Origin of the sequence: Selenomonas sp. AE3005 (genome assembly GCF_000686945.1) — a bacterium.
Taxonomy (GTDB): Bacteria; Bacillota; Negativicutes; order Selenomonadales; family Selenomonadaceae; genus Selenomonas_A.
In genome coordinates this window covers 38,347-55,327 of record NZ_JMME01000002.1, presented here as the reverse complement: position 1 = coordinate 55,327, position 16,981 = coordinate 38,347, and the positions used below count along the sequence as shown (strand labels likewise).

16 protein-coding genes are annotated in these 16,981 nt (G+C 50.8%); 1 reads left to right on the top strand and 15 read right to left on the bottom strand.

From position 1 onward, the window contains the following. Positions 1 to 412: 412 nt before the first annotated feature. Positions 413 to 1,207 (bottom strand): transporter substrate-binding domain-containing protein, encoded by a 795-nt coding sequence (locus DL94_RS0102580; protein WP_028128809.1) that lies wholly within the window; start codon positions 1,205 to 1,207, stop codon positions 413 to 415. Positions 1,208 to 1,263: 56 nt separating this feature from the next. Then, positions 1,264 to 1,443 carry a M15 family metallopeptidase gene (locus tag DL94_RS16565; protein ID WP_072023086.1) on the bottom strand — a complete coding sequence of 60 codons (180 nt, stop codon included), beginning with the start codon at positions 1,441 to 1,443 and terminating at the stop codon, positions 1,264 to 1,266. Between the two features lie 126 nt (positions 1,444 to 1,569). Here DL94_RS16565 and DL94_RS0102575 point away from each other — a divergent pair, with 126 nt between their 5' ends. Further along, positions 1,570 to 2,889, top strand: a complete 1,320-nt coding sequence (locus DL94_RS0102575) for a hemolysin family protein (protein ID WP_028128808.1) — start codon at positions 1,570 to 1,572, stop codon at positions 2,887 to 2,889. 47 nt (positions 2,890 to 2,936) lie between these two features. Here DL94_RS0102575 and DL94_RS0102570 read toward each other — a convergent pair whose 3' ends face one another. The 13 genes from DL94_RS0102570 to DL94_RS0102510 all read right to left on the bottom strand — a co-directional run bounded on the left by DL94_RS0102570 (position 2,937) and on the right by DL94_RS0102510 (position 16,927). Then, complete coding sequence (locus tag DL94_RS0102570) at positions 2,937 to 4,091, bottom strand: D-alanyl-D-alanine carboxypeptidase family protein (RefSeq protein ID WP_028128807.1); 1,155 nt, start codon at positions 4,089 to 4,091, stop codon at positions 2,937 to 2,939. Between the two features lie 174 nt (positions 4,092 to 4,265). Beyond that, positions 4,266 to 5,087 (bottom strand): AmmeMemoRadiSam system radical SAM enzyme, encoded by an 822-nt coding sequence (gene amrS / locus DL94_RS0102565; protein WP_037371202.1) that lies wholly within the window; start codon positions 5,085 to 5,087, stop codon positions 4,266 to 4,268. A 16-nt stretch (positions 5,088 to 5,103) separates the two neighbouring features. Beyond that, the gene (locus tag DL94_RS13960; RefSeq protein ID WP_051586258.1) at positions 5,104 to 6,630 is read right to left on the bottom strand and encodes a bifunctional metallophosphatase/5'-nucleotidase; all 1,527 of its coding nucleotides are present in this window, start codon (positions 6,628 to 6,630) and stop codon (positions 5,104 to 5,106) included. A 194-nt stretch (positions 6,631 to 6,824) separates the two neighbouring features. After that, complete coding sequence (locus DL94_RS0102555; RefSeq protein ID WP_028128805.1) at positions 6,825 to 7,946, bottom strand: M20/M25/M40 family metallo-hydrolase; 1,122 nt, start codon at positions 7,944 to 7,946, stop codon at positions 6,825 to 6,827. Between the two features lie 30 nt (positions 7,947 to 7,976). Then, positions 7,977 to 9,251 carry a C4-dicarboxylate transporter DcuC gene (dcuC, locus tag DL94_RS0102550; protein WP_028128804.1) on the bottom strand — a complete coding sequence of 425 codons (1,275 nt, stop codon included), beginning with the start codon at positions 9,249 to 9,251 and terminating at the stop codon, positions 7,977 to 7,979. Positions 9,252 to 9,444: 193 nt separating this feature from the next. Then, positions 9,445 to 11,463: an ATP-dependent zinc metalloprotease FtsH gene (ftsH, locus tag DL94_RS0102545; protein ID WP_028128803.1), complete on the bottom strand. Its 2,019-nt coding sequence runs from the start codon at positions 11,461 to 11,463 to the stop codon at positions 9,445 to 9,447. A gap of 49 nt (positions 11,464 to 11,512) precedes the next feature. Continuing rightward, positions 11,513 to 12,058: a hypoxanthine phosphoribosyltransferase gene (hpt, locus tag DL94_RS0102540; protein WP_028128802.1), complete on the bottom strand. Its 546-nt coding sequence runs from the start codon at positions 12,056 to 12,058 to the stop codon at positions 11,513 to 11,515. Next, complete coding sequence (tilS, locus tag DL94_RS0102535; RefSeq protein WP_028128801.1) at positions 12,048 to 13,448, bottom strand: tRNA lysidine(34) synthetase TilS; 1,401 nt, start codon at positions 13,446 to 13,448, stop codon at positions 12,048 to 12,050. The genes hpt and tilS overlap by 11 nt, the downstream gene beginning before the upstream one ends. A 53-nt stretch (positions 13,449 to 13,501) precedes the next feature. Continuing rightward, complete coding sequence (locus DL94_RS0102530) at positions 13,502 to 13,969, bottom strand: S1 domain-containing RNA-binding protein (RefSeq protein WP_028128800.1); 468 nt, start codon at positions 13,967 to 13,969, stop codon at positions 13,502 to 13,504. Positions 13,970 to 14,051: 82 nt separating this feature from the next. Beyond that, entirely contained in the window at positions 14,052 to 14,339 is a 288-nt protein-coding gene (locus DL94_RS0102525) for an FtsB family cell division protein (protein WP_028128799.1), read from the bottom strand. A gap of 80 nt (positions 14,340 to 14,419) precedes the next feature. Continuing rightward, positions 14,420 to 14,896 (bottom strand): hypothetical protein, encoded by a 477-nt coding sequence (locus tag DL94_RS0102520; RefSeq protein WP_028128798.1) that lies wholly within the window; start codon positions 14,894 to 14,896, stop codon positions 14,420 to 14,422. 105 nt (positions 14,897 to 15,001) lie between these two features. Further along, on the bottom strand, positions 15,002 to 16,114 hold the full coding sequence (locus DL94_RS0102515; RefSeq protein WP_028128797.1) for an MGDG synthase family glycosyltransferase: 1,113 nt from the start codon (positions 16,112 to 16,114) through the stop codon (positions 15,002 to 15,004). 66 nt (positions 16,115 to 16,180) lie between these two features. Further along, a complete protein-coding gene (locus DL94_RS0102510; protein ID WP_028128796.1) occupies positions 16,181 to 16,927 on the bottom strand; it encodes an SDR family NAD(P)-dependent oxidoreductase in 747 nt (248 codons plus the stop codon). Positions 16,928 to 16,981: the final 54 nt, after the last annotated feature.

Below are 16,981 nucleotides of genomic sequence, written 5' to 3'. Positions count from 1 at the left end.
TTTAAGTACTCCAAACCACTTTTGAATCTGGAAAGTAAATTGATAATCCTGACCAAAATGCTGTTGGCAACGAAGCAGAGCCTCCTCCCCCCCTTTTGTCCCCACACTCCCAGTCTGTTGAACTCAAAGTTCATCGAGTGATTGGTGCATGGTTATGTACAACCTCACTTGCCATATCATCTGCCCCTTCTATAAAGGAATATGCTAAATTTATCTATTTCTTTACAAATTCGACAAACATCGTGAACATCCTGCCTGCAACGGCTAATCATGACAGAACGCCTGCGTCTCCAAGTACGCAGGCGTTTTCCCTGACACAGCAGAATATATCTTAGCGAGCCGTGTTCATAAGTTAGACAAAGAAATCTAACTTATGGGGGTCTCTACATTTCGTTAATTCAGCGGCTTATTTCTATTTCAGATACTTTTTTTCCAATTTCCCCAGAGTGCCGTCCATCTTCAGTTCTGCCAGTACAAAATTGATGTAATTCAGCCATTCCTGATCGCCTTTTTTCATCAGAATGCCACAGGAATGACGGGTAAATGGACTATCCTTTAGAGGTGCGGCCAGCCGCTTGTCCATGCGAACATAGTGAGCAGCCTCTACCGTTTCTGTAATCATGATATCTGCCTTACCCTCTGCAATTTGACGAGGGATATCCGCATTGTCATTATAGACGATAATCTTAGCTTGTTTGAGATTTGCCCGGGCAAACTTTTCATTTGTACCGCCCGGATTTATCATCACACGCACTTCCGGTCTGTCAATATCTGCCAGGCTTTGGAAACGTTTTGCATCCTTGGCACGGCAGAGTATGGTCTTGCCAAAAAGTCCTTCCCCATAGGCATCCGACATAGCCATGGTTCTTGCCCGGTTATAATTGCGCGAAATGCCGCAAAGGGCAATGTCAAATTTCCCGGCCTGCATATCAGCGGCAAGCGTCGGCCATGTAGTTGGCACATACTGGATTTTTACCCCCAGGGAATCGGCAATAAGCTGTGACAGCTCAGCATCAATTCCTTCGTATTCTCCGGTTTGCGGGTTTAAGTATGACATGGGAATGTAATCTCCGGTGGTACCAATCCGAATCACACCTCTGGCAGAAATATCCTCAAGATGCCCAGCCTCCGCACGTATCACAGGCAGCATCAGCACTGCCATCAGCAGCAGACCTATCAGGCCAACTGGTAAAATCTTTCTTTGCATAACTATACTCCCCCTTCACGTTTTTATGGCTCCACTATCCGAATGCGCGGACAACTTTATTTATTATTCGGATATAGAATTTCCGTTATGGCTGTCGATATTTCAAAATGCTGATAGTCCTTACGGTCTGGCCAATCCCCGCCCCATTCATATAGTGACCTCCGTTTACTTATGCTTGATTTATCTATTTCCTTACAAGTTCGACAAACATCATGAACCTCCTGCCTGCTGCCCATAGCGTATAGGCAATTGACAAGTCATCCTGCTTTGCAGTACCCTCCCATCCAGGCAATTGTTTTTTCTTCTTTAATATAGTAGAATGGAACTAATTAAACTATTTTAAAAAAGGATGTGACTTTTCGTTGGATAGTTCTGACGTGGGTTTATTACTTATTTTACTAATCGCCTTTCTGATTACCAGCGGCTTTTTCTCGTTGGTGGAAACGGCTTTGGGCGAAAGTCATCGCAGTAAACTGGAAAAGATGGCCGAAGATGGTCATAAGGACGCGGCAGGCGCTTTGGCACTATTGGAGCAAAGCGACAGAATCCTGACGCTTGCCCAGAGCGGCATTACCCTCAGCAGTATTCTCACAGGCGTATGCACGGGTGTGCTGCTGGCACCGTTATTGGCCGGGTTGTTGCAGGACATGCCACAGGCTGTCCCTGTATCCATGGTTATCAGTATCCTGCTCGTTACTTACCTCTCCCTGCTGCTCGGAGAATTCATTCCCAAAAAAACAGCCGTACATAATCCAGAAAAGATTCTCATGCGCTATCATGGCATAATAAAGGCCCTGGCCCGGCTGACCAGACCTTTTATCTCCCTGCTGTCCGGCTCCGCCAATGTCATTCTGCTCATCTTCGGTATCAATCCCTATGCTGCTGATACTGTCACCGAGGACGAAGTCAAGGACCTCATCGAGCAGGGCACAGAAGATGGCACTTTTGAAAAAACAGAGCAAGCCATGGTTGACAGGATTTTCCATCTCAGCGACCAAACAGCTTATGCCCTGATGACACCCCGGACGCAGATGTTATGGCTGGATTTATCAGACTCCCTGTGGGAAAATATGCGCCTGATTCGGGAAACACCGCAGGATATTTTCCCGGTGGGCCGGGACAGTCTGGACGATTTCTGCGGCGTGCTCTACGCCAAGGATTTACTCAATGCCACGTTGGCCCATGAAGTACAGGATTTATCCCAGTTCATACGTAAGCCCCTCTTTATCCCCCGCTCCATGGAAACTTTCCGGGTGCTGAAACAATTCCGCACTACGGGGATTCACGAGGCCATGGTGCTTGACGAATACGGCGGCGTTATCGGCTTTTTGACCATGGACGATATTCTGCAGGAAATCGTCGGTGAGTCATTCACGCCCCACGAGGAAGATACCGCCCAGCTTACCGCCCGGGACGAAAACAGCTGGCTGGTGGACGGCCTCTATGACATTGACGACTTTAAAGCCCGATTCTCCATTGATGAGCTGCCGGACGAGGACCACGATCACTATCAGACCATGGGCGGATTCCTCACTTCCTATTTCGGTTATATTCCCAAAGCCGGTGAAAGAATTGACTGGCAGGATTTGACCTTTGAAGTTGTGGATATGGACGGTGCCCGTATCGATAAAATTATGATTACGAAAAAGGACAGCCCCGCCAAAGCCGTGGCTGCCAACTGACACTAAAAAAGCATTCCAGGTTCAGTAAAGACTTGGAATGCTTTTTCTTATATATGTTTTAATACGCCTTCAAAGACACCTACCAGCCAGGAGCCGACGCTAAAGCCGCCCGGCACTTTATCCGATATCATAGGCACTTCTTCAACAGCCTGGCCGTCATAGCGCAGAACAAGCTGTCCTACCGGCTCGCCTGCCTGCAGGGGTGCATCCACTACGTTGGGCACATCGTAGGTCAGGGTGTACTTGCCTGTATCTTCACCGTTAATCAAGGGATAATCAATATCCTGGGACGGATATACATAGGCAGTAGCCTGTTCGCCGCCTTTTACCCATACCTTATGGCGTACCTTTTCCTTGGCCGGCCCTTTGGCCATCTTCACGTGTTCAAATCCATAATCCAGCAGTTTAGCCCCGTCCGTGAATCTGTCATCGGGCGTATCAGCTTTCATCAGCACCACGATAAGCTCCACGCCGTCACGCTTGGCTGACACGGCCAGACAGCCGCCGGCAGCCCTTGTCCAGCCGGTTTTAATACCTGTTATGCCGTCATACTTGCCCAACAGTTTGTTGGTATTCTCAGCCCTGTACATTTTTCCCACCGGATTGCGCCAGTAAATGTCACGGGCAGAGGTGCCGACAATCTTGCGGAAGTCATTGTTTTTCATCACATATCTGGCCAGCTTTGCCATATCACGGGCCGTGGAATAATGATCTTTATCGGTCAGGCCGTTGGGATTGACAAAGTTAGTATCATGCATACCCAGCTGCTGGGCTTTGCTGTTCATCTCCGCCGCAAAGCTCGTTACATCACCGGCCATTTTCTCGGCCAGGGCAATGGCGGCACCGTTATCCGATTCGAGCAGCAGGCCGGTCACCAAATCCTTGGCCACCAGCGACTCACCTGGCCGGGCCCCCAAGGGACTGGACTCAGTATATGCCGCGTACTGCGAATAGGTAACCGCAGACTTCATATCCATTTTTTCCAGGGCCAGAATCCCTGTCATCATTTTGGTCATACTGGCCGGGTACAAATGCGCATCAGCATTTTTTTCCCATATCACCCGTCCGGTGGTGCTCTCTATTATAATGGCTGCCTCAGCAGTTACCTCTGGCTCGCCGCCCTCACCGGCTGCTACCGGCAAATGTATGGTCAGCATACACAGCACTACAAAAACCGCAGAAAACTTTTGCCAGAACTTCAATTTCCATATCTCCTTTTTAATTTACCAATAGTAAAAGGCTTTTCCCCTGGAAAAGCCTTTTTAGTATAACACGTTCTTAAGTTTTCTGCATGATTTTTTTACCAGAAAAATTCTGCCTCAAATATCCGGTGCCAGGGTAGTTTTTCCTGTATTACAAAAATCCTCCTTGCCTGGCTATACATTTCCTAAATACACATGGTGCAAATGCTGTATGGCAATGGCCTGTAAATCTATAAGTGTTTGCCGGGGCGTGCTTGCCGCTGTCCATTTATACCGCGGAAAATAACGTGACAGGTGCAGCGGAATCTCAGGGCTGAGTCCTGCCAGCCACTGTACCTCTGCCGTAAATATTTCCCGGTCATCGTTTTTCCCGGGAATCACCAGTGTTGTCACCTCGGTATGTACACCTGCAGCCACAGCCATGGCAATAGTCTGTTTGGCTGTTTCCAGGTCGCCGCCCATCCATGTGTATACGTCTGATGCAAAAGCCTTCAGGTCAATATTAACAGCATCGACCCAGGTAAGTAAATTTTTCCAGGGCCGGGCACTAATCTGACCATTGCTGACCAGTACCACCTTTTGGCCGGCCGCCCGTAAGAGCGGCGCTGTATCCATAATATACTCATAGCTGAGCAGAGGTTCATTATAAGTGAACGCCACACCGATACTCCCCTGCTTTTGATACTTAACTGCCAGTTCCACCAGCTTTTCCGGCGCCAGATACCCCTGCACTTCTTCGGCGCCATGCTGAGAGATAGTATAATTTTGGCAGAAGGGGCAGCGCATATTACAGCCAAAACTGCCCACAGACAAAATATAACTGCCGGGGAAAAAATGATACAGGGGCTTTTTTTCGACAGGGTCAAGGGCCAGGGACGTCACCTGCCCATAGTTTAGGCTGACCAGCGTCCCCCCGTCATTGCGCCTGGTCCGGCAAAAGCCTGTCTGTCCTTCCGCCAGCTGGCAGTGATGCGGACAAAAGTCACATACAACCATAGCCGACACTCCCTACTTATTTCACCACGTTAATGCGGCCTGTCTCTATCCCCTCCAGACCATTATGCTGCAGATATTCGATAAAAATATTTTCCAGGCTGCCATAATCGCCTGCAATTTGGGCACCTTTCAGCATATCGTATCCATCACCGCCGGCGGCCGTGAAGTCATTAAGCGCCAGCGTATATTTTTTGCTGTTGTCCAAGGGTTCGCCATTGACCAGCACATTGCTGACGCGCTGACCAACTGCTGCTTTTTCGTGCAAGTCGAAAATCAGGCCACTGACATTTAAGAAACCGCCGAAAGCGTCCGGCAAATGCTCCACGGAATGCTCCAAAACAGCTTTTACTTCAGCCCCGGTAACTTCCAGCTTTATTGCCCGGTTGTTGAACGGTAAGATATTCAGCACAGCTGACTTGGTGATACTGCCCTGCGGCAGGCCGGCCCTTATACTGCCGCCGTTTACCATGCCAATATCAGCGCCGGTCACATTACGCAGAGCATCGGCCAGGAGATTGCCCAGTTCAGATTCCTGCGTACGCACGATTTCCTTCTGAGCGGTGAGTCCCCGAGGAGATTCGGCCACGACTACACCCAGCTCATTATTCACCTGCGTGTCAATTTCCTGTATCGCAGCCGCCACACCTTCATCAGGCGTCTTGGCAGCTTTTTCCACAGCTTTGCGGTCGAGCAGCGAGGCCTTGACTTTACGCAGTTTATGGTCTTTTACTACCAGCTCTACCTTGCCCAGATTATGGCCATAATGACCAGTCTGACATATAAGCGTTTTCCCTACTTTCTTACCATGAGGCAGAGTTGTATGACTATGGCCGTCAATTATAATGTCAAACCCCGGCACAGCTTTGGCAACCGACTCCGAAGTTACCGCCGAACTTTTATCCAGGCCCATGTGCATAAGGCCGATTACCACATCATGGGTAGCACGTAATTTGGGCACTAAGTCTTTGGCGGCAGCCACCGGGTCAGCAAAGACAAGGTCCGTCACATTTAATGGATTTGTCTTTATTGGCACTTCCGGCGTAGTCAGCCCCACGACAGCCACCTTCACGCCGTTGTACGCAAAACTCTTATACGGGAGAAAAATATACTGTTTCTGTTCCTTATCCAAAATGTTGGCACTGAGCAGGGGGAAATTAAGCATTTTAGCCAGTTCCAGCAGCCGTCTGGTGCCATAGCTAAAATCATGATTACCCGGTGTCATGGCATCATAACCGGCCAGATTCATAAACATAGCCATATTGCTGCCCTGGCTTACATTCACGAGCGTAACCCCGTGTAAGGTATCGCCGGCATCTAAGGCCAGGGTGTCCTCATCAGCTGCTTTTTGCTGCCATATAGCCCCGGCAATCCAGTCCAGTCCAATTGTCTTGCCCTCATCATCAGTACTTTTTACCCGGGCATGCATATCGTTGGTATGCATGATTGTGATATGCACACCATCTTTTTGTACAGAGGCATACGCCGGCAGCGGCAAAACCAGACTCAAACTCAAAACCGCCGCTGCAATCTTCTTTTTCCACATAACAAAAACTCCTCTTAATCTACATACATTCATCATATTTTAATGTTCGGTGCCGGCGGCGAAAATCCTTTTGCCGGTAAATAAACACGCTGCTCAGCATACAATTACATAGATATTGCAAAAAGCCCGTTGACACCCAAAAGCGTCAACGGACTCATTATAACTGTGCGAGCAATCCCTTTAAGTTTTCCTGCTTACTTCCCGGCAGCCGTTTCCTGCACGATAGCCAATGCCCAGCGTGCGGAATCATACAGGTCTTTTTCCTCAATGTATTCCTCTTTCGTATGGGCTTTTTCCATGCCGACGGCCAGCACAACCGTAGGCACGCCATAGGTATTGAAATGGTTGGCATCTGAGCCGCCGCCGGACTCTTCGAGTTCCACGGGCAGCCCCAATTTTTCAGCAGCTTTGATAGCTGTCTGAATAGCCGGGGATTCCTTAGAGAGCAGATACGGCCCATAGTCCGGGCTGACCTCTGCCGTAATCTTGCAGCCCGTTTTCTCAGCCCCCTTGGTGAAATGGTCACAGATTTCCTGCGTAATCTTATCCAGCTTGGCCTTATCACGGCTGCGGCTTTCATAGAATACATCACAGCTCTCTGCTACCACATTAGTGGCCGAACCGCCACAGATTTTCCCCAGATTACAGGTGGTTTCTTCGTCAATACGTCCCTGCGGTGCATCAGCAATGAGCAGCCCGGCCGCACAGATGGCGTTGATACCGGCCTCCGGCGCTACACCGGCATGACTGGCCTTGCCCTCAATATGAATCTTTATCTGATTCTTGCCGGGAGCCATGAACGTAACATGACCGGGATGATTATGCGTATCGAGCGTAAAGCCGAAATCTGCATGCAGCAGACTCTTATCCAGATTTTGCGAGCCGTGTACGCCGTTTTCCTCAGCTACAGTGAACACCACCTGCAGGGGGCCATGCGGAATATTCTTTTCCTTCAGCTGACGCAGGGTTTCTAAAATAGCCACTACACCGGCTTTATCATCACCGCCCAAAATGGTAGTCCCATCGGAACGAATGATACCGTCCTTGACAATGGGCTTTACACCGCCGCAGGGTTCCACGCAGTCCATGTGCGCCGTCAGCATAACCGTAGGCGCGTCCACTGTGCCGGCAAAATCAGCTACCAGATTTCCGGTATTGCCGCCGAGTTTTTCCCCGGCGTTATCCTCGTGAACGGTTCCTCCCAGGGCTTGCAGCCGCTTGGTCAGCAAATCTGCGACTTCGCGTTCATCATGTGTGGAGCAGCGAATCTGTACCAGCTCCAGAAATTCTGCCAATACGCGTTTTTCATCAATCATTGTTCAAGACTTCCTTTCATCATAAAAATCTTATAGGAACAACATCAATACCAATGCGGCTGCCAGACAGGGCAAAGCATTGCGCTTGGACACTTCCATGGGGTTGACCTTGGCCAGGCCGGCACAGATAATAGCTGCACCAGCCACCGGCGACATGGAACGACCCATGGCTCCGGCAATCTGCGCCAGGGAACCCAAATCCATAATGGACAGACCAAACTGTTCAGCAAAGGGCGTTACTGCGCCATTAAAGGCAAAGGCTGCGGCATCGCCGGAACCGGAAATCACAGCGATAAAGAACGGACCAAAAGTACCGGCAGCCGCTGCGGCCGACTGTGAACCCTTCATCACTTCCGTCAGGGCACCGGTAAGGCCTACAGCTGCCATACCCGTGGTGAACACGCTGGCACAGACAATCAGGCCGATAACGTTGGCATAAGCACTGCCCATACCATCAAAGAAATTCCTGCAGACTTCCTGCGCGTTAGACCAGGTAACCAGGAACCCCAAAACAACACCGATAATCATAGAGAGCGCCACGCTCATTTCCGGCAGGACAGCTACCTGCTTGGAACCAAGAATCAGCAGCACCAGCGGCACGAGCGGTACAATGGCCTTCAACGGGTTTACCGTGAAGTTATGCATATCGTGATGCTGTTCGTTTGCGATATTAGCCAGATATGCCTCGCGGCGTTCTTCCGACGCCCCTTCCTTGAATAAAACGGCATAAATGGTCATTACCACGACACAGGCTACCGAGGCGATAACCGAGGCCGGCGTTTCATTGATGATTACCGTCATCATATCCGTACCAGCCAGGTCAGCCACAAAGGGATTGTGCGCATTGCCCGGGCTGATGGCACTGCCCCAGGTACCAGCCAGTACCGTTGCTGCCGCCATAGCTGGATGGACACCGGCGGCAATCAGTGTCGGAATCAGAATACTGCCTACGGCAGCCGAGCAGCCAGCAGCAGACGGAATGGCCAGACTAATCCACCAGGTCAAAAAGAAAGACAAGGGAATTAAAACCATACGGCCTTTTTTCAACACGCCGGAAATTGACTGCACCAGGTGCTGGTCACATTCCGTCAGTTTCATGACATAGGAAAAACCCATTACCGTACAAATTGTCGGTACCAAAGAGTTGTTGGTCATGGCCTTCATAAAGGCCTTCATGATATCTCCCGGCAGGCCGCCAATCAGACACATGATGACACCGGCCAGGAACAGGACCAGACGCGCCTCAATCTTCTTGATAATCAGCGCAAAGGTAAGGACCACAATCAATCCTCCAGCAAGTAACATAAACTCTACCTCCAATGTTTATTGCTTATTATTTATACATCCATAATTATATATTATTTTATACGACGTGACAATTATCACCAGTAATATTTAAGTTCCCGTACCGCATACAAACGCCTTAGCATGTTTGTTATATTGTATACGAACAGACAAAAAAAATAAGTGGCCTGTTAAAGCCACTTATTAAATATGTTTACTTATCGTAATGCGTCACATTGAACTTAGGTTCACGTGAATTTTCCGCTACTCCGCCTACGGGCACGGTTTCTTTTTCCTTGGCTGCCTCAGCATCCAAAGCATCATTCTGTGCCTGCTGCGTCAAAGTCGTGGGAGGAATCAGGGCCGGATCGCCGTCTTTCGGACCGTCGTTGTCGTCTTTCGGCGGTTCCTGATTTTCATCATCGGCAATTTTACCCGTTTCCAGCAACTCTTCCAACTGCTTGGCCGTGAGGGTTTCACGTTCCATCAGCGCCTGAGCGATAAGCTCCAGCTTATCCCGGTTGTCAGTGATAATCTGACGGCAGGCCTCGTAGGCAGCCTCCAGATACTTGCGGACTTCCTTATCGATTTCGCTGGCCACTTCTTCGGAGTAGTTGCGTTCCTGATGGAAGTCACGTCCAAGGAACACCTGATGGTTCTGGCTTTCACCATAAGCTACGGGGCCCAGCACATCGCTCATGCCGTACTGCATAATCATGCCGCGGACCATGCGCGTTGCCTGCTGAATATCCTGCGAGGCCCCCGTGCTGATTTCCTTAAGGACGATTTCTTCAGCCACGCGGCCGCCCATAGCCACTTTCAGCTTATCAAGCAGTTCTGACTTGGTAGCGTAATTACGGTCTTCCTTGGGCAGCATCAGCGTATAACCGCCGGCGCGGCCACGCGGAATAATCGTAACCTTATGTACCGGGTCAGCATGCTTAAGCATCATGCCCACGAGCGTATGACCACCTTCGTGGTAAGCCGTCAGGCGTTTTTCTTCATCATTCATGATATGAGACTTACGCTCAGGGCCGGCCATAACACGTTCAATGGCCTCTTCCAGTTCCTGCATGTAAATCTTTTTCTTGTCACGACGGGCAGCCAGCAGGGCAGCCTCGTTGACCAGATTGCTGAGGTCAGCACCGGTAAAGCCCGGCGTTCTGCGTGCCAGGATATCCAGGTCAGCCTTTTCATCCACCGGCTTGCCGGAGGTATGAACCTTAAGAATGGCCAGACGGCCGCGTACATCCGGTTTGTCAACCACAATCTGACGGTCAAAACGGCCGGGACGCAGGAGCGCCGGGTCAAGGATATCAGGGCGGTTGGTAGCGGCGATGATGATAATACCTTCATTAGCCGCAAAGCCGTCCATCTCAACAAGCAGCTGGTTAAGCGTCTGTTCGCGTTCATCATGACCGCCGCCTACACCAGCACCACGCTGGCGACCCACGGCGTCAATTTCATCGATAAAGACAATACAGGGAGCATTTTTCTTGGCCTGGTCGAACAGGTCACGCACACGGGAGGCACCGACACCGACAAACATCTCCACAAAGTCCGAACCAGAAATGGAGAAGAACGGTACACCGGCCTCACCGGCCACAGCACGGGCCAACAGGGTTTTACCTGTACCCGGAGGGCCAAAGAGCAGTACACCTTTCGGAATACGTGCCCCCAGGTCATTGTACTTCTTCGGATGTTTCAGGAATTCTACAACTTCCTCGAGTTCCTGCTTGGCCTCATCAGCACCAGCCACGTCCTTAAAGTTGACCTTGATTTTGTCAGCACCGCTCATACGGGCCCGGCTCTTGCCAAAGGACATTACCCGGCCGCCGCCGCCCTGTGTCTGCTGCATGATGAAGAACCATACACCCACCAGCAGGAGAATCGGCAACAGGGACGAGAACATCGTCGACCACCAGGGCGGTTCCGGCGGATTTTCCGCATTTATCTCCACACCTTTAGCCGACAACTTGTCAAAGAGTTTCGGGTCACGGTTGGGATTGTCCGGGGTGATGGTCGTAAACTCCGTACCATCGGACAACGTACCGCGAATGGTGTTTTGAATGAGGACAACCTTAGCTACTTTGCCTTCATCCACCTGCTGCAGGAACTGCGTATACCCCACTTCCTGCTTTGTTGTGTTCCTTGTCGAAAAGTAGTCAATTATGGAAATGGCCACCAATATTATCAACAAGTAAAAACCTACATTGCGTAGAAACTTATTCAATCCATTGCCCTCCTTCCGAGAGGTTCCCCCCTCAGGATTTTATCTGTTATCAGGCGTAAATTTCAGGTTTAAGTACGCCGATATAAGGCAGGTTACGATAAATCTCGGCATAGTCAAGACCATAACCTACCAGGAACTCATCAGGAACCGTGAACCCACAGTAGTCGATGTTCACATCAACCAAACGGCGCGACGGCTTAGACAACAGGGAGCAGAGCTTTACCGACTTGGGTTTGCGCTCCTTGAAATACTTGGAAAGGTAATTCATCGTCGTCCCCGTATCAATAATATCTTCGATAACGATAAGATGTTTTCCTTCTATATCGTAGTCCAAATCCTTCAAAATCTTTACCGAACCCGTGGTGGAAGTACCATTACCATAGCTGGAGGCAATCATGAAATCCATGCGTACCGGCAGTTCCAGCTTGCGGAGCAGGTCCGTGTAAAACATCACAGCACCCTTTAAAATGCCTACACAGTAAATATCTTCCTTGGCGTCTTTGTAGTCGTTAGTGATTTCTTTGGCCAATTCAGCAATACGGGTCTGAATCTGTTCCTCGGTAAACACTACTTTTTCGATATCTTCATGTAACATGATAAAATCCTCTCTTCTCTAGCTTTATGTATAATATTTTTTGGCTTTCTTTATAAGCATAATCATCCGGCAGACATTTTGCACTGCGCCGCCGGCCAACCACCCATACTACTTCCTTACCTGCTGCCAGTAACAGCAGGTTGTCGCGCTCGTGCTGCGGCACTTTGTCGTCAATGAGCAGTTTCTTAAGTTTTTTATGCCCCTGTGGCAGTTCCATAAAGTCCCCGGGCATACGGGAACGCCATACGAGCTGCCCGGAGAAAACCTCCGGGGCCAGATATAATTCTCCCGGCCCTGTGCTTTTATTAACAGCCTCAGGCTCTACCCATCGGGCATGAACAGTATAACCGCCCACCTCAGCACTGCCGGGGCAAAGCAGCGGCAGCACAGGCCTTGCCACAGCCGGCTCAGCCGCACCCCGCTGCAGCAGTAAAAAACCATACTGCAAACGCGCCACATACCCGTGACTTAGTTCCTGCTGACTGCCGGTAGTGCCAGCCTGCAATAAGTCACGCAAAAGTTCCGTCTGCCGATAACTGAGGTCAAGGCTGCTGCCTGTGACCTGCTCCCACCAACGGCGAATAATGCCGCGCACCAGTGCCGGGTGCAGATTCTGCAGCGCCTCCTGCCGCAGGGCATAATCATGAGGACGTACAATACTGCTGTCGGCCCAAAGGCGCGCCACTTCACCGCTGATAAAATCATCGGCCTCAGCCGCCACGGCTGCCAGCTGACAAAGCCCCCGTTCCACTTCCGGATTATATCCCTGCCTTAGCAGGGGAATGAGCTCCAGCCGGAGCCGGTTACGGGTACAATCAGCCACAAAATTTGTGGCGTCCAGCCGGAAGGGCAGCCCCTCCTGCTGGCAAAAGCTCAGAATTTGCTCCTTGGTAACGCCCAGTAACGGACGCACCAGCTGGCCGCTGACCGGCCGCATAGCCGCCAGTCCTGTTATCCCCGTTCCGCGCAGGATACGCATCAGCACTGTTTCCGCCTGGTCATCAGCATGATGTCCCAGGGCTATAACTTCCAGCCCCTGCTCCTTGCAGATACGCTGCAAAAACTCATAGCGCTTTATCCGGGCCGCCTGTTCCAGACTATACCCCTGTTCACGTGCAAAGGCCGGTACGTCACCGTTCTCCACAAAACAGGGTATCTGCCACCGGGCACATAACTCCCTGACAAAGGCCGCATCTTCCTCCGACTGCCGCCCCCTTATACCATGCTCATAATGAGCGGCCGCCACCTGCCAGCCGTACCGGGAGCGCAGTCGCCACAGGATATACAGCAGGGCCACAGAATCGGCCCCGCCGGAACAAGCAACCAGTATCCTGGCCCCTGGCGGCAATATGCGGTTTTTCCGGCAAAATTGTTCGACTATTTCCAGCATTTTCTGTCTGTCATAAAGTACAAAAGCACCCTTTTTCAGAGTGCTTTTTTTAATTAGTCAAAACGACGCGAACCACGGCCGCCACGTTTAGAATCAGTCTTACGACGCAAGTCCGTCAGACGCTCATCGCTGTCCTTGAGGAACTTGGAAAGTTTATCCTCAAAGGATGCAGAAGATGCTCCATAACGACCGGGCTTACGAAAATCACGGCCGCCAAAATTAGACCGCGGTGCACGGAAGGAAGGACGGCTTTCACGCTCGGCTGCTGCCGGCTCGTCTGCCTTTTTCTCCTGAAGCTGTTTGATGGAGAGACCGATTTTGCCCTTTTCATCAATTGCTACAACCTTTACCTTGACCTTGTCTTTTTCTGTCAGGAAGTCATGCACATCCTTGACATACTCATCTGCGACTTCTGAAATATGGATAAGACCTGTTTTACCTTCGGGCAATTCGATAAATGCACCAAAATTGGTGATACCTGATACTACACCCTCAACCACGCTGCCAACTTCAATGGACAAATTAATACTTCCTCCTTAGGTATTTGAAAATACAGGATTTATTATACCCTTGACAACTAATTAGTGTCAAGGAGCACAAGGCTTATTTATGACCAGTACTATAGGGCAGTTCGCCGGCTCTGGTCATACCCAGATCCTCTCTGGCAACCTTTTCAATATAGCCCAGTTCATTAAGCTGCTGCTGCTCTGCTTTCAGAGCCTCATTTTCCTTTTCCGCAGCGGCCAGACGTGACTTGGCTGCAGCATAATCATCGGCCGCCTGGCTCAGATAAATCTGCTGCGATACCAGGATAGAAGCAAAGTACATGATGATGACAACCATGACCACAGCAAACCAGTTGATATTCCTTTGTCTACCTCTCGATTCCATCATCATACCTCCTTCCCTTTACACAAAAATTAAGTCCAAACCTTATAATAAACTTAAATCAACTATCTGGCAAGATTTTTCTATTTTTCCGACCATTGATAATACTGGGTAGAGGCAATGGGACGAAAATACGAAGAACAGCTCTTACAGCGAAAATGCCCCTTTACATTTTCCATATCCGGACGGCCATCCACCAGCTGCACAGCCCGGCCTTCGATGTAATCCATCATTTCGCCGCAACGGGGACAGACACATTGATTATTGGCATCACGCTGCAAAATCATCGGCGGCAGGTCACCGGTATTTACGACTTTTTTCGCTTTCTGCGGCGGACAGGCTGTCTTGGGCAAATCATGCTCATCATAAAAGCCGGAACCCAGCAGTTCCTGAAAATATATTCCGCAATCATAACACTCGTACTTGGGCAGCACCGCAGACATATCAGCCCGGCCCTGTACTATCTGCACCGCCTGGCCGTCAACAAAGTGCAGCGGCTTTCCGCATTTCGGGCATATAAAGTTATTGGTCGTATCTTTCTGTAATTGAAATACAGCCATATTTTCTCACCAATCTTCCCCACAATTTACGAGTTATAGAGAATCTGCATTTTATATTATTCCCCGTTCAACGGTCAAAAACCTGCTGCCGGAAAAATAATTTTATCACATACGTAATAACGCTGCTGCTATCTGGCTGCTGGCCTGTGGTTTGGCACAAGCCAGTGCCTGGCTGCCCATACGGGCCAGCGTGTCATCATTAAGCATTTCGAGCACGGCCGGTGCCAGCTTTTCCCCGGGATGCAGCCACAAGGCCGCGCCATTCTTGGTAGCGTACACCGCATTTTCCGTTTCCGGCCCTGGAATGGGGTCATGCAGCAGCATGGGCAGTCCCAGAACAAAAGCCTCGCTGATGGTAAGTGCTCCCGGCTTGGTGATAAGCATATCCGCCACGCGCATGAGTTTATGCGCCTCATCCGTATAGCCCCAGATATGCAGGCGGTGATGGGAAGTTTCGGCAAACGCTGACGCCCGATTCAGCAGGTCGGCATTGCGCCCGGTAATGACCAGGAGCGTCAGCGTTTCTTCGATGGTTTCCAGCGCCTCCAATGTATGCTCAATTCCGCCCAGCCCCAGGCCGCCGCCCATCAACAGAATAACTTTATCTTTTAGGTTTATTCCCAGCTCCTGCCGCATACTTTCCTTATCCGGCAGTTGCTGCAGCTGGCTGCTGACTGGAATGCCCGTAACCTGCAGTTCCTTATCCGCAAAGCCCTGCCGCTCCATCGCCTGCCGCATGCTGTCCGTAGCCATAAAATAACTGTCAACGCGAGGGCAGAGCCACACCTGATGCAGGGAATAATCAGTCATCACCACCGCCAACGGCAGGGAACTGTTGTTCTGCTCCTTCCACAGGGACGCAGCCGCTGCCGGAAACGGATGGGTGCAAATGACGATATCCGGCGTATACTTTTTATACAACCGGGCAAACACCGGCAGCATGAAACAAGCCACACTCTTTTGTGCCAGGCTGCCGCCAGCCTCACCGCCGGATACCTTGTAAAACACGTCGTAGAGGTTAGGGACAAAGCGCAGCATTTCCAGATAGACACGTTTTATCAGCCAGTGTCCCCAGGCCGTCGAACGGGCCATAAAGTCCACGGCCGCAATTTGGGCCTCCGGGTCCTGACTGGCCAGTTCCCGGGCTACAGCCTCCGCAGCCTTTATATGCCCCGAACCGATAGACGCCGTCAATATCAGGATTTTTTTTGCGCTCATGCCTGCACCTCCTCTCCTACACACTTGCCTATTGTATCACAAAACAACCTGCCGCGGAAAATAAAATTACGCACACAGGCCTCCGTCGACGTTTAAAATCGTTCCGGTGATAAAAGCCGCTGCCGGCGAGGCCAAAAATTTTATAGCAGCAGCCGCCTCCTCCGGGGTACCAATACGCCGCAGCGGATAGACAGAGGCCATGTCGGCCAAAGCCTGTTCGCGGTCTGCTGTTGCCTGCAGCTGTTTTTCGGTCAGCGGTGTCAGGATATCACCGGGGGCGATGGCATTCACCCGTACGCCAAAGCCGGCCAGTTCCAAAGCCAGTGCCCTCGTAAACATCACCACTGCCCCCTTGCTCGCACAATAGGCAGTACAGTAGTAATTGCCATGCACACCGGCATCAGAGGCCACATTAACAATATTGCCCCGTGATTCTTTGAGCGCCGGCACGGCTGCCTGCGTAAGATAATACGTCCCCTTGACGTTTATATCCCATACCGCCTCCAGCTGTTCCGGCTGCATATCTTCTATGGCACCCTCCACGTAAATTCCGGCGGAGTTTACCAGCACATCCAGTGAGCCATAGGCCTGTACTGTTTCGGCCACGGCCTGCCGGCATTCCGCTGCCTTTGACACGTCACAGCGAACATAGCGCAGGTTTGCACCGCCGCCCAGCGCCGCGACAGCCGCCTGTCCCCGTTCTGCACTGCGGCCTAAAATGACCACACGCGCACCGGCCACGAGAAATTGTCGGGCAGCAGCCAGGCCAATGCCTGACGTGCCGCCGGATATTAAGACACTCTTCCCTTGCATATCATTCTCCTTATTTCAAAAAAGACCGTGCCCCCTAGGGGACACGGTCCTGTA

Excerpts from the sequence above, each read along its gene's own strand:
- DL94_RS13960 (WP_051586258.1), bottom strand. The coding sequence starts at position 6,630 with ATGTGGAAAAAGAAGATTGCAGCGGCGGTTTTGAGTTTGAGTCTGGTT.
- DL94_RS0102510 (WP_028128796.1), bottom strand. The coding sequence starts at position 16,927 with ATGCAAGGGAAGAGTGTCTTAATATCCGGCGGCACGTCAGGCATTGGC.
- tilS (WP_028128801.1), bottom strand. The coding sequence starts at position 13,448 with ATGCTGGAAATAGTCGAACAATTTTGCCGGAAAAACCGCATATTGCCG.
- hpt (WP_028128802.1), bottom strand. The coding sequence starts at position 12,058 with ATGTTACATGAAGATATCGAAAAAGTAGTGTTTACCGAGGAACAGATT.
- DL94_RS0102525 (WP_028128799.1), bottom strand. The coding sequence starts at position 14,339 with ATGGAATCGAGAGGTAGACAAAGGAATATCAACTGGTTTGCTGTGGTC.
- DL94_RS0102580 (WP_028128809.1), bottom strand. The coding sequence starts at position 1,207 with ATGCAAAGAAAGATTTTACCAGTTGGCCTGATAGGTCTGCTGCTGATG.
- amrS (WP_037371202.1), bottom strand. The coding sequence starts at position 5,087 with ATGGTTGTATGTGACTTTTGTCCGCATCACTGCCAGCTGGCGGAAGGA.
- DL94_RS16565 (WP_072023086.1), bottom strand. The coding sequence starts at position 1,443 with ATGGGCAGCAGGCAGGAGGTTCATGATGTTTGTCGAACTTGTAAGGAA.
- DL94_RS0102515 (WP_028128797.1), bottom strand. The coding sequence starts at position 16,114 with ATGAGCGCAAAAAAAATCCTGATATTGACGGCGTCTATCGGTTCGGGG.
- DL94_RS0102520 (WP_028128798.1), bottom strand. The coding sequence starts at position 14,896 with ATGGCTGTATTTCAATTACAGAAAGATACGACCAATAACTTTATATGC.
- DL94_RS0102555 (WP_028128805.1), bottom strand. The coding sequence starts at position 7,946 with ATGATTGATGAAAAACGCGTATTGGCAGAATTTCTGGAGCTGGTACAG.
- dcuC (WP_028128804.1), bottom strand. The coding sequence starts at position 9,251 with ATGTTACTTGCTGGAGGATTGATTGTGGTCCTTACCTTTGCGCTGATT.